The organism is Nocardioides hwasunensis, from assembly GCF_014779665.1.
Classification (GTDB): Bacteria; Actinomycetota; Actinomycetes; order Propionibacteriales; family Nocardioidaceae; genus Nocardioides; species Nocardioides hwasunensis.
The window spans coordinates 72964-84977 of the sequence record NZ_JACXYY010000007.1; the positions used below are offsets into that span (position 1 = coordinate 72964).

At 71.6% G+C, this 12014-nt stretch carries 13 protein-coding genes; 6 read left to right on the forward strand and 7 right to left on the reverse strand.

From position 1 onward, the window contains the following. Nucleotides 1-98 precede the first annotated feature (98 nt). Together IEZ25_RS16725 and dnaB are read right to left on the reverse strand one after the other, a co-directional pair. Nucleotides 99-890 carry a DUF4184 family protein gene (locus IEZ25_RS16725; RefSeq protein WP_191200597.1) on the reverse strand — a complete coding sequence of 264 codons (792 nt, stop codon included), beginning with the start codon at nucleotides 888-890 and terminating at the stop codon, nucleotides 99-101. 246 nt (nucleotides 891-1136) lie between these two features. Beyond that, on the reverse strand, nucleotides 1137-2540 hold the full coding sequence (gene dnaB / locus IEZ25_RS16730) for a replicative DNA helicase (RefSeq protein ID WP_191200598.1): 1404 nt from the start codon (nucleotides 2538-2540) through the stop codon (nucleotides 1137-1139). A gap of 539 nt (nucleotides 2541-3079) precedes the next feature. On the opposite strand from dnaB, the gene IEZ25_RS16735 reads away from it, so the two are divergent. The 3 genes from IEZ25_RS16735 to IEZ25_RS16745 all read left to right on the forward strand — a co-directional run bounded on the left by IEZ25_RS16735 (nucleotide 3080) and on the right by IEZ25_RS16745 (nucleotide 6093). Continuing rightward, on the forward strand, nucleotides 3080-4405 hold the full coding sequence (locus IEZ25_RS16735; RefSeq protein WP_191200599.1) for an MATE family efflux transporter: 1326 nt from the start codon (nucleotides 3080-3082) through the stop codon (nucleotides 4403-4405). A gap of 36 nt (nucleotides 4406-4441) precedes the next feature. Continuing rightward, nucleotides 4442-5668, forward strand: a complete 1227-nt coding sequence (locus IEZ25_RS16740; RefSeq protein WP_191200600.1) for a hypothetical protein — start codon at nucleotides 4442-4444, stop codon at nucleotides 5666-5668. A 128-nt stretch (nucleotides 5669-5796) separates the two neighbouring features. Next, complete coding sequence (locus tag IEZ25_RS16745) at nucleotides 5797-6093, forward strand: hypothetical protein (RefSeq protein ID WP_191200601.1); 297 nt, start codon at nucleotides 5797-5799, stop codon at nucleotides 6091-6093. A 78-nt stretch (nucleotides 6094-6171) separates the two neighbouring features. Here the strand turns inward: IEZ25_RS16745 and rplI are convergent, their stop codons facing one another. From rplI to IEZ25_RS16770, 5 genes are all read right to left on the reverse strand, one after another. Next, nucleotides 6172-6618 carry a 50S ribosomal protein L9 gene (gene rplI, locus IEZ25_RS16750; RefSeq protein ID WP_191200602.1) on the reverse strand — a complete coding sequence of 149 codons (447 nt, stop codon included), beginning with the start codon at nucleotides 6616-6618 and terminating at the stop codon, nucleotides 6172-6174. Between the two features lie 14 nt (nucleotides 6619-6632). Beyond that, entirely contained in the window at nucleotides 6633-6869 is a 237-nt protein-coding gene (rpsR, locus tag IEZ25_RS16755; RefSeq protein ID WP_056603689.1) for a 30S ribosomal protein S18, read from the reverse strand. Nucleotides 6870-6957: 88 nt separating this feature from the next. After that, entirely contained in the window at nucleotides 6958-7578 is a 621-nt protein-coding gene (locus tag IEZ25_RS16760) for a single-stranded DNA-binding protein (RefSeq protein ID WP_191200603.1), read from the reverse strand. A 126-nt stretch (nucleotides 7579-7704) separates the two neighbouring features. Next, nucleotides 7705-7995 (reverse strand): 30S ribosomal protein S6, encoded by a 291-nt coding sequence (gene rpsF / locus IEZ25_RS16765; RefSeq protein ID WP_191200604.1) that lies wholly within the window; start codon nucleotides 7993-7995, stop codon nucleotides 7705-7707. A gap of 294 nt (nucleotides 7996-8289) precedes the next feature. Then, entirely contained in the window at nucleotides 8290-8838 is a 549-nt protein-coding gene (locus IEZ25_RS16770) for a hypothetical protein (protein ID WP_191200605.1), read from the reverse strand. A gap of 142 nt (nucleotides 8839-8980) precedes the next feature. On the opposite strand from IEZ25_RS16770, the gene IEZ25_RS16775 reads away from it, so the two are divergent. The 3 genes from IEZ25_RS16775 to IEZ25_RS16785 all read left to right on the forward strand — a co-directional run bounded on the left by IEZ25_RS16775 (nucleotide 8981) and on the right by IEZ25_RS16785 (nucleotide 12010). Beyond that, the gene (locus tag IEZ25_RS16775; RefSeq protein WP_191200606.1) at nucleotides 8981-9937 is read left to right on the forward strand and encodes a serine/threonine-protein kinase; all 957 of its coding nucleotides are present in this window, start codon (nucleotides 8981-8983) and stop codon (nucleotides 9935-9937) included. Then, the gene (locus IEZ25_RS16780; protein ID WP_191200607.1) at nucleotides 9934-10755 is read left to right on the forward strand and encodes a deoxyribonuclease IV; all 822 of its coding nucleotides are present in this window, start codon (nucleotides 9934-9936) and stop codon (nucleotides 10753-10755) included. Before IEZ25_RS16775 ends, IEZ25_RS16780 begins: the two co-directional genes overlap by 4 nt. Before the next feature lie 118 nt (nucleotides 10756-10873). Continuing rightward, nucleotides 10874-12010: a lipid II:glycine glycyltransferase FemX gene (locus IEZ25_RS16785; protein WP_318152286.1), complete on the forward strand. Its 1137-nt coding sequence runs from the start codon at nucleotides 10874-10876 to the stop codon at nucleotides 12008-12010. Nucleotides 12011-12014 lie beyond the last annotated feature (4 nt).

Here is a 12014-nt window from a genome sequence, read left to right on the forward strand (position 1 = left end):
CGCCCTGCGCCTGATGCACTCCTACGCCGCCTGATGCACTCCTACGCCGAGCTGGCGGTCGGCACGGCCCTGCCGTCGCCGACCTGAGCCCACGTCGCTCAGCCGCCGGCCGTGACGTCCGCGGCCCGGTTCCGGAGCAGCCGCGCGACCTGCCAGACGACGGCGTACGCCACCAACAGCACACCGAGCGACACACCGGCCTGGGCGACCAGCTCGCGCGCGGCGTACTCGGCGACGGCCGAGCGGCTCCACCCGCCGTAGGAGCGGAGATCCTCGGAGGCCTGGGCCGCGACGACCCACGCCCGACCCAGGCTCCACACGAGCGTCACCAGGACGGACACGGCCAGGATCGCGGCGCGGGTCCGTGGCGGGAGCAGCGCGCCCGGCGGCACCGGCCCGGGCGTCTTCGTACGCCACCAGCCCCGGGCCCAGACGGCGATCGCGAGCACTCCCACCGCGTCGCTGAGGAGGTTGAGCTCGCGCGAGTGGGCATAGCCGAGGGCGTCGGTGAGCGCGTCCCAGGCCAGGTGCGTCGCGGCGCCGATCACGAGCGACACGACCACCCAGCAGGCGAGGGCCGGCAGCGAGCGCGCACCACGCAGGTGCGTCCAGCGCATCCGCGCAGCCGCCGCCCGCGGAAGCAGCGCCAGCGTCGGTCGGCGCACCAGGGCGTGGAACACCGCGAACAGCACCAGCCCGATCGCCGGGTCCAGCCACAGCAGCGAGGTGGAGTCGTGGGTGAGGGTGAGGTTGTAGTCGCCCCCGATCCACTGGAGGGAGACGTAGTAGGGCAGGTCCGGCGCCATCGCCCCGCACACGAGGGCCGACGCGACCAGGGGGCCCCGCGACAGCGGGAGGACCGCGGCCGGGTGGACGAGGGTGAACGGCACGGCACGAACCCTAGGTGTGGCGCCTCGTCGGGGCGTCCACCGCCCGCGGCTGGCGATGTGCCGCACCGGCCCGGTGCGACCCGTACCCGCTCCACTCCGTCCTCGTCTCCTCGTAGGACGCGGTCGTCGGTCGGCACCCCGGCCACGGTCGTCGGGAGACCGGGTGTCAGCCGGGCGTGTCGAGGAAGTCGCGGTGACGGACGTACGCGTGCGATCTCATCCGGCGAGGTGTCGTCGGCGGCCGGCTCAGCCCTGGGCCATGTCCACGAAGCGGGAGTAGTGACCCTGGAAGGCGACGGTGAGGTCACGGGTGGGGCCGTTGCGGTGCTTGGCCACGATGAGGTCGGCCTCGCCGGGGCGGGTCGACTCCTTCTCGTAGACATCGTCGCGGTGGAGCAGGATGACCATGTCGGCGTCCTGCTCGAGCGAACCCGACTCGCGCAGGTCGCTCATCATCGGGCGCTTGTCGCCGCGCTGCTCGGGACCACGGTTGAGCTGCGAGAGCGCGATGATCGGCAGCTCGAGCTCCTTGGCGAGGAGCTTGATGTTGCGGGAGAACTCCGAGACCTCGAGCTGACGGGACTCGACCTTCTTGCCCGAGCTCATCAGCTGCATGTAGTCGATGACGATGAGCTTGAGGTCGTGGCGCTGCTTGAGCCGCCGTGCCTTGGCGCGGATCTCCATCATCGTCATGTTGGGGCTGTCGTCGATGAACATCGGCGCGCCGGAGACCTGACCCATCTTGCGGGCGAGCTTCTCCCAGTCGTCGTCGCGCATCGTGCCGTTGCGGATGTGGTTGAGCGGCACCTTCGCCTCCGCGGAGAGCAGGCGCATCATGATCTCCGAGCGCGTCATCTCCAGGCTGAAGAAGCAGCTGGTCAGGTTGTTGTGGATCGACGCCGCCCGGCAGAAGTCGAGGGCGAGGGTCGACTTCCCCATGGCCGGGCGAGCCGCGACGATGATCATCTGGCCGGAGTGCAGGCCGTTGGTGAGGTCGTCGAGGTCGGCGAACCCCGTGGGCACGCCGTAGAGGCCCGCCTCGCGGTTGCCGATGGCCTCGATCTCGTCGAGGACTCCGCTCATGATGTCGCTCAGCGGCGCGTAGTCGACCGCCGCGCGGCGGTCGGTGACCTTGTAGACCTCTGCCTGGGCGTGGTCGACCACGTCGTCGATCTGGCCCTCGCCGGCGTAGCCGAGCTGCGCGATGCGGGTGCCGGCCTCGACCAGGCGCCGCAGGATCGCCTTGTCGCGCACGATCTCGGCGTAGTAGCCCGCATTGGCTGCGATCGGCACGTTGGCCGAGAGCGTGTGGAGGTAGGGGGCGCCGCCGATGCGCTGCAGCTCGCCGCGCTTCTGCAGCTCCGCGGCCACCGTGATCGGGTCGGCCGGCTCACCCCGGCCGTAGAGGTCGATGACCGCGTCGTGGATCACCTCGTGGGCGGGCCGGTAGTAGTCGACGCCCTTGATCACGTCGACGACGTCGGCGATGGCGTCCTTGGACAGCAGCATCGATCCGAGCACGCTCTGCTCTGCCGCGTTGTCCTGGGGAGGCGTGCGGTCGCCGGCCGAGCGCGGCGACTCGCCGGGCTCGTAGGCCGCGGGGCCGTCGCCCCACGCCTCGTCGGTGTCCCCCTCGAAAGCGACGCTCACGCCACGCTCCTCACTCTCTGTGCGTCCGCGACCCGCTGGCCACGAGACTAGGGACGACCACCGACATTCCCACCGGCAGTCGCACCGACATCCCCAGTGACATCCCGACCGACGTCCGTGTGCTGTCCGCGCGAGACCGTACGTGGTGCGCGGGGTGTCTGGGAAGCCGACGAGGACGAGTTATCCACAGGCCTTGTGGACAAGCTGGGCACTCTCGTGGACGACACGCTCGCGGACCTGTACACAGCGTGGAGCAACCTGTGGACAGGATTCGGACGAGCCGCGGCAAAGGCCGTCTGACCTGCGACAACGTCGTGCACACACTGTGGAGAGAACTTCGTCATCGCAAATCTCGTTCACCTGTCCGACATCTGGAAGTTGCCGGTTGCTTTGTCGACACGCGGCCGTGATCGTCGACACGGCCTGCTCATCCACACCACCATTCACAGGTTGATCCGATCGGTCCATGGACAGCGGGATCGGGTCCTTGGTAGGACGCGCCCGACGTCGTGTCGGCGCTCGTTCCTAGGGTGGGCGGTGTGAAGCCGGTCGACCGCGAGATCCTGCGCCTGGCGGTCCCGGCGTTCCTCGCGCTGGTCGCCGAGCCGATGTTCCTGCTCTCCGACGCCGCCATCGTCGGCCACCTCGGCACCCCCGAGCTCGCCGGGCTCGGCGTGGCCGCGGTGGTCCTCCAGACCGTGGTCGGCCTGTGCGTCTTCCTCGCCTACGGCACCACCGCCAGCGTCGCCCGGCACCTCGGCGCAGGTGACACCCGCGCGGCCCTCGCCCAGGGCGTCGACGGGGTCTGGCTCGCCGTCCTCATCGGGACGATCGCCACGATCGGCGGTGTGGTGCTCACCCCGTCGCTCGTCGGGGTCTTCGACACCGGCGCCGAGGTCGCCGACCACGCCGAGACCTACCTCGCCATCGCCTTCCTCGGCACCACGCCACTGCTCGTCATGCTCGCCGCGACCGGCGTGCTCCGCGGCCTGCAGGACACGCGTACGCCTCTCTACGTCGCCGTCGCCGGCAACGGCCTCAACATCGTGCTCAACGTCGTCCTCGTCTACGGCCTCGGCATCGGCATCGCCGGCTCGGCGATCGGGTCGGTGATCGCGCAGGTGCTCTCGGCCGTCTGGCTGGTCGCCGTCGTCGTGCGGGCCGCCCGCGCGCACGACGCGCCGCTGTCCCCCGACCCGAGCGGCATCCGCGCGGCGGCGCACGCCGCCGTCGCCCTCGTCGTCCGCACCCTGGCCCTGCGCGCGTGCCTGCTCGTCGGGACCTACGCCGTGACCCGCGTCGCCACCGAGGGCACCGACGTCACCATCGCCACCCACCAGATCGCGATCACGCTGTGGAGCTTCCTCGCCTTCGCCCTCGACGCCATCGCGATCGCCGCCCAGGCCCTGACCGGGCGAGCCCTGGGCAGCGGCGACATCGACGGGACCCGACGACTCACCCGGCGTATGGTGCAGTGGGGGTGGGGCAGCGGGATCGTCGCCGGAGCCGCGCTGGCGGCCGTCTCCCCCGTCATCGGCGCACTGTTCACCACCGACCCGGAGGTGCGCTCCCTGCTCGTCCCCGTCCTGCTCGTGGCGGCCCTCGGCCAGCCCCTCGCAGGGGTCGTGTTCGTGCTCGACGGCGTCCTCATCGGCGCGGGAGACGGCACCTACCTCGCCTGGGCCGGGCTCGTGGTGCTGGCGGCGTACGCCCCCGCCGCGCTCTGGGCCGCCACGCTCCCCCACGGGCTGGTCGCGGTCTGGGTCGCGATGGCCTTCGTCTTCATGGGGGCGCGAGGCGCGCTCCTGGTCCATCGCGCCCGCAGCGAGCGCTGGATGGTGACCGGAGCCACGCTCGCTCGTTGAGCCTCCTGAGCACGACGTCACGCCTCGGGAGGGCCGATGAGCACGCACCACGCACGACCACGCACCGGACCGAGGTGGGCGCTCGGCGCCCTGGTCGCCCTGGCCGCCGCCGGTCTGGGGCCGGTCGCCGCCGCTGCGCCGGCGGCCGCCGCGCCCGGGTGCCTCGACGAGACGCCTCCGTCGCTGATCCAGGACGGGTGCGACGACTCGACGCCTCCCGACACCACCCTGACCGCCAGCGTGGCGCCCCACGCCGCCGGTCTCGTCACCACCGACACGATCACCTTTACCCTCGGCCACGTCGTCACCGACGATGATGCGGGCCCGTTCGGCTTCGAGTGTCGGCTGACCGGAACGCCGGCGGCCTACGACTGGCAGGCCTGCCCCGACACCGTGACCGTCGCCGGGCTGCCCGACGCCGCGCCGCACGCGTACGTCTTCGAGGCGCGCGCCGTCGACCTCGGCGACCGGGCGATCAACCCCGACGCCCCGCTCGGGCCGGGCACGGTCGCGGACACCCCCGACCACGACGCCACCCCTGCCGCGTTCTCCTGGGGGCAGGACACGAAGGCGCCGTTCGTGTTCGTGACCGGCACGTCCTACGACCAGCTCACCCCGACGCAGCCGGTCGTGACGGGCGACGCAGTGCCGATCCGGCTCAACAGCAACGAGCCGGGCGCCACCTTCGAGTGCGCCGACAACGAGCGTCCGGTCAGCTGCTCTCCCGGCACGTGGCAGCTCACCGGCGCCCGGGCCGGCCGGCACTCCTTCACCGCCCGCGCCGTCGACGCCGCCGGCAACGCGAGCGCCTGGTCCGAGCCGATCGAGTTCTTCGTGCCGCGCAACATCGCGCGCGCGAAGGGCTGGACGAAGGTGCGCGACCCGGGCCACTTCCGCGGCGACGCCCTGCGCGCCACCACGCGCGGCGCCCGGATCGTGCTGCCGCGCACCCGGGTCGGTGAGCTCCGGCTGATGGCCGCGACCAGCCCGGGGTCGGGCAAGGTGCGGGTGCGCGTGGGCAAGCGGGCCTGGCACGTCGTCGACCTCGCCGGCCCCCGGACGGCGATGACGCAGATCGTGGTGATCGACCGCTACTCCGGGATGCGCACCGGCCGGATCGTCATCGAGTCGCTCGGCAGCAAGCCCGTGGTGGTCGATGCGGTCGTCGCCCGGCCCAACCGGTTCCCGCCGGCGCACCGCGCCGCAGGACACGAGCGGTCCCAGGCTCCGGCCCGCCACCTGCGGTCGTACGCCGGAACGTAGACGCGGCCGGCCCCGTCACACCGACCATGAGCGCCCTTCGACCCTGCCTCGTCCTCGCTGCCACCCTCCTGTCCGTGACGGCGTGCGCCGGAGGCGCTGACCGCCCGAGCACCCCGGACGAGTCGGCCGTGCAGCAGACCCCGGCGAGCAGCAGTCCGGCGCCCGGTGAGGGCTCCGAGGAGACCACCCGCGCCGTGGCGGACCTGGCTGCCTCGCTCGACGTCGACACCGGCGACGTCGAGGTGGTCTCGGTCGAGCAGGTCACCTGGCGCGACGGCAGCCGTGGGTGCGCCGAGCCCGGGGAGATGTACACCCAGGCACTCGTCGACGGGTCCCGCATCACGCTCCGCGTCGAGGACACCGACTACGAGTACCACGCGGGCGGGTCCGAGCCACCTGCCCTGTGCGACGAGCCCACCCAGTAGGAACCACGTCCCGCAGACGACGAACGGCCCGCCACCTCCGAGGAGGGGCGGGCCGTCCGACTCAGACGTCGGGCGCGATCAGGCCGGGACGACGTTGAGGGCCACCGTGGCGGACACCTCGTCGTGCAGCTTGATCGACACCTCGTGGGCGCCGAGCGTCTTGATCGGGTTGACCACGACGATCGTGCGGCGGTCGACCTTCTCGCCCGAGATCTCGGTGATCGCGTCGGCGATCTCCGCGGTGGTGACGGCGCCGAACAGGCGACCGGCCTCACCGGCGCGGACCTTCACGTTGACCGCGTTGGCCTCGAGCTTGGTCTTGATCTCTGCGGCGTGGCTCTCGTCGCGAGCCGCGCGGGAGGCCCGGGCGGACTTGATCGACTCGATGGTCTTCTCGCCGCCGCGGCTCCACTTGATGCCGAGACCGCGGGGGACGAGGTAGTTGCGGCCGTAGCCGTCCTTGACCTCGACCACGTCGCCGGGGGCACCGAGGCCGTCGACCTCCTGGGTCAGGATGAGCTTCATGTTCCGTGCTCCTCTCAGCGACCGGTGGACGTGTAGGGCAGCAGAGCCAGCTCGCGCGCGTTCTTGACGGCGATGGCCACGTCGCGCTGGTGCTGGACGCAGTTGCCGGTCACGCGACGGGCGCGGATCTTGCCACGGTCGGAGATGAACTTGCGGAGGAGCGTGGTGTCCTTGTAGTCGACACCGGTCGCCTTCTCCTTGCAGAACTGGCAAACCTTCTTCTTGGGCTTGCGCAGAATTGCCTTGGCCATTGTGGTGCTCCCTTTCAGTGAGCCCGGCCCTGAAGGCAATCAGGGACGGAATGGAATGAATGTGTTGCTGGTCTTCTGGATCAGCGGCTCAGAAGGGCGGCTCGTCGTTGCCGCCGTTGACCCCGGGCGTGGCCCACGGGTCGTTGGGCGGCGCGGACTGACCGCCACCTTGCGACTGGCCACCCTGGGGCTGACCACCCTGGGACTGGCCGCCCCAGCTGCCGCCACCCTGCGCGGGCGCGGGGCTGGCCCACGGGTCGTCGGCCGGAGCGGACTGCTGCCCGCCACCGCCACCGCCCGAGTAGCCACCGCCGCCGCCGGAGTAGCCGCCACCGCCGCCGGACCGGGTCGTCTTGGTGACCTTGGCCGATGCGGAGCGCAGCGACGGGCCGACCTCCTCGACGTCGATCTCGAAGACGGTGCGCTTCTCACCCTCGCGGGTCTCGTACTGGCGTGACTTGAGGCGACCCTGGACGATCACGCGCATGCCCCGCTGGAGGGACTCGGCGACGTTCTCCGCAGCCTGACGCCACACCGCGCAGGAGAGGAACAGCGTGTCCCCGTCCTTCCACTCGTTGGTCTGACGGTCGAAGGTGCGCGGCGTCGACGCGATCCGGAAGTTGGCCACGGGTGCCCCCGAGGGGGTGAAGCGCAGCTCCGGGTCGTCGACGAGGTTGCCGATCACGGTGATGGTGGTCTCGCCTGCCATGTCAGGGTCTCCTCAGAATGTCCTGCTGCTGTGCCGAATGATCCGGGTTGCTCCCGGTGTGCCACCCATCAAACAGGCAGCGACCGACAGCTGGAAGGTTCTCTCCACAGATGCCCGCGAGGGCGATCAGTGGGCGTCGGGACGCATGACCTTCGTGCGCAGGATCGACTCGTTCAGCGTGAGCTGGCGGTCGAACTCCTTGACCGTCTCGGGCGTGGCCGTCAGGTTGACGACGGCGTAGATGCCCTCGGCGTTCTTCTTGATCTCGTAGGCCATCCGACGACGACCCCACACGTCGAGCGACTCGATCGAGCCACCGTCCTTGCGGATCACGTTGAGGTACTTGTCGAGCGACGGCTCGACCGTGCGCTCGTCGAGACTCGGGTCGAGGATGACCATCACTTCATAGGCACGCATAGCGGTCTCCACCTCCTCTGGGCTAGAGCGGCCACGGGCTTTCCGTGGCAGGAGGACTGTGCGTATGCGGCGAGCGATCGATTCGCGCGCCGCGGGTGCTGCAGGTCGCCCGGAGGCAACCGGGAGAGGTTACCAGCGACGCGAGCGCGTGCCGGAATCGTCGTACGCCGTCCCGGGCTCGTCCGCGCGTCGAGCGGAGCTGTGCACCCGAGTCTCCCGCTTCGCGCCCCAGATCTCGGGTACGAAGCGGGGGAGTCACCGGATATCCGGAGACTCCAGCGACGAGCGAGCGTCTCAGTCGGCCGAGCGGCGCAGGTACGACAGCGCGGTGCCGGCGATGGTGGCGAGCAGGGCGAGCCAGAAGCCGATGCCGTGGCCCTGGTCGATGCCGTCGCACACCCCGGTGATGCCGAGGTCGTCGCACCCGCCGCCGGGGAAGACGAAGAACGCGACAAGGGTGCAGAGCAGGGCGCCGCCGAAGAGCCCCAGCACCGTCAGGCGCACGGGAACGGGCAGGGTGACGCCCAGGATCTTCGCGACCAGGACGCCGGCCCCCGCCAGCGCGAGCAGGGCACCGAACCACCCGAAGAAGCCGCCGTCCCAGGCGTTGCCCGAGCCGCCGCTGGAGACACCCATGAACTTGATCGAGACGGTGTAGTAGGGCATCAACGAGGCGAGAAGCGCCACGACGCCGGCGCCGATGATGCCGAGGTCGAGCGGGTTGCCCGCCTTGAGCGTCTCGGCGGCACGGCTGGCCTGGGCGCCGTAGTCGGGTCCGGCCGGCTTCTTGGACTCCGGGGTGGGCTCCGGCGTGGGCTCGGCTCCGGGCGTGGCGTCAGACATGGGTGTTTCCCCTTCGGCAGTTCGACCGACCACGGCGACATCAAGCTCTACGACCCCTCCGTCATCTGCGCCTGACCGCGGCCCGGCCGAGGCCTGTGGACGGCGTCGGCGCGCCCGGCACCCGCCGGGCTAGCGTCGCCGGGTGCGATCGGGAGCCACCAGGCGGACCGCCACCGTCGTGGCGGGGCGCTACCGGCTGCTCGACCAGGTCGGGTCCGGCGGCATGGGCTCGGTCTGGCGGGCCTATGACGTCCGCACCCGCCGCCACGTCGCGGTGAAGGTGCTCGGCCAGCACGGCGCGGCGGTGCTGGCGCGGTTCGTGCGCGAGCAAGCGATCCGGGTGCGTCACCCGCACGTCGTGGCACCTCACGGCTGGGCCGCGGAGGACGACCTCGTGGTCCTCGCGATGGACCTGGTGTCGGGGGGCTCGGTGGCCGACCTGGTGCGCGAGCACGGTCCGCTCGACGCCGGGACGGCCGGCCTGCTGCTCGAGCAGCTGCTCCTCGGCCTGGCGGCCGTGCACGGCGCGGGGCTCGTCCACCGCGACGTCAAGCCCGCCAACCTGCTGCTCGAGGCCACCGGGGACGGCCCGCCGCACCTGCGGATCGGTGACTTCGGGGTGGCCGCGCCGGTCGCGGACCGCCGGTTCACCACGGTGCCGGGTGCCATCGGCACCGACGGCTACATGGCTCCCGAGCAGGCGCGGGGCGCGCTCCCGGAGCCCACGCAGGACCTGTACGCCGTGGGCCGGGTGGCGCTGCAGATGGTGACCGGACTGCCTCCGTCGCGCCAGCGGGAGGTCCCGTCCCACCCGTTGCGGCCGCTCGTCGAGCGGCTGCTGGTCGAGGACCCCGCGCAGCGGCTGGCCACCGCGGACGCGGCCCTGCGGCTGCTGCGCCGGCTGCCGCTGCCGGCGCCCGAGGGCCCACGCGTGCCCGACCGCCTCGGACCGCCGCCGCCGGCTCGGCGCACGCCTCGCAGCAGGGCGCGCGACCGGGGCGCCGACCGGGCCGTCGACTGGGGCGGGTGGGCCGCCGTCGTCGGCCTGGTGACGGTCGTCGTCGCGTGTCTGTGCCTGCTCCTAGGGTGGAGGCCATGAGCACCGCGACCTCCCCCGCCTCTCCCTCCCCGGCCATCGGCGCCCACGTCGAGCAGACCGACCCGATCGCCGAGGCGGTGGCGCGGGAGACGTCGCTGGTGCAGTTCTTCCTCGGCGACCCGCAGGGCTACCAGGGACCCGAGGTCCGCTTCGAGGGCGGTGCGGCCGCGCTGCGGGCGGCCGCCGACGAGGCCGGGGTCGACCTCTACGTCCACGCCCCCTACATCGTCAACGTCGCCACGACCAACAACCGCATCCGGATCCCCAGCCGCAAGCTGCTCCAGCAGCACATGGACGCAGCGGCCGAGATCGGCGCGAAGGGACTGATCGTCCACGGCGGCCACGTCAACAAGGACGACGACCCGGCCGTCGGGTTCGACAACTGGCGCAAGGCCATCGAGGCGACCGATATCAAGGTCCCGCTGCTCATCGAGAACACCGCCGGTGGCGACAACGCCATGGCCCGCCGCCTCGACCGCATCGCCGGGGTGTGGGAGGCCATCTCGTCGGCCGAGGGATCGGACCAGGTCGGCTTCTGCCTCGACACCTGCCACGCCTGGGCGGGAGGCATCGCGCTCGGCGACGCGGTCGAGAAGATCCGCCAGATCACCGGCCGCATCGACCTGGTGCACGCCAACGACTCCCGCGACGACTTCGACTCCGGCGCCGACCGCCACACCAGCTTCGGGCAGGGACACCTGCCCGCCGACGAGTTCGCCGGGATCGTGCGCGAGGCCGGCGCTCCGGTCATCTGCGAGACCCCGGGCGGCGCGGCCGAGCACCTCGCCGACTTCGCCTGGCTCCGCGAGCGCCTCTGAAGGAGCTGCCAAGAAAGTCCTGACGCGAGGCAACCAAACACGGACCTGGTGCGTCTGTACCCGTGAAGGGACCAGACACGCACGGGGGTCGTGTCTGGTCCCTTGTACCGTGGCGTGGGTGACGACCCCCCTGACGCTCCGCCCGATCTCCGCGCAGGAGCACCGCGACTTCATCGCCGGCCGGTCGTCCGCCAGCTTCCTGCAGACCCCCGGCTGGGCCAGCGTGAAGGCCGAGTGGAGGGCCGAGTCGATCGGGTGGGTCCGAGACGGCGAGCTCGTCGGCGCCGGACTGGTGCTCTACCGCCAGCTGCCCAAGGTCAGGCGCTACCTCGCCTACCTCCCCGAGGGACCGGTGATCGACTGGTCCGGCGACGACCTCGAGGCCTGGCTGGCACCGATGGTCGCCCACCTGAGGAGGCAGGGCGCCTTCGCCGTCCGGATGGGCCCGCCCGTGGTGACCCGACGCTGGTCGGCCGAGCAGGTCAAGGCCGGCATCGCCGACCCGTCGGTGCGGCGCCTCGGCGACGTACCTCCCCTCGAGCGCACCCGCGAGGGCGCCGGGGTGATCGCCCAGCTCCTCGAGCTGGGATGGCAGCAGCAGTCGGCCGAGGGTGGCTTCACGGCCGGTCAGCCGCAGTTCAACTTCCAGGTCCCGCTGGTCGACGAGGACGGCGCGCCCCGCACCGAGGCCGACGTGCTGTCGGGCATGAACCAGCTGTGGCGCCGCAACATCAAGAAGGCCGACAAGGCCGGCGTCGAGGTCACCCGCGGCGAGCGCGCCGACCTCAAGGCGTTCCACGACCTGTACGTCCACACCGCCGAGCGCGACCACTTCACGCCGCGGCCACTGTCCTACTTCCAGACGATGTACGACGCCCTGGCCGCGGAGGACCCGGACCGGATCCAGCTGTGGCTGGCCCGTCACGAGAGCGACCTGGTCGCCGCCACGATCGCGATCCGGGTCGGCACCCACGCCTGGTACTCCTACGGCGCCTCGTCGACCGAGAAGCGCGACGTGCGCGGCTCCAACGCCGTGCAGTGGGCGATGGTCCGCCACGCGATGGCGGCCGGCGCCCACGTCTACGACCTGCGCGGCATCACCGAGACCCTCGATGCCGAGGACTCCCACGTCGGGCTCATCCAGTTCAAGGTCGGCACCGGTGGACAGGCCGTGGAGCACGCCGGCGAGTGGGACCTGCCGGTCAACCGGGCGATCTACAAGGCGTTCCAGCTCTACCTGGCGCGGCGGGGGTGACGAT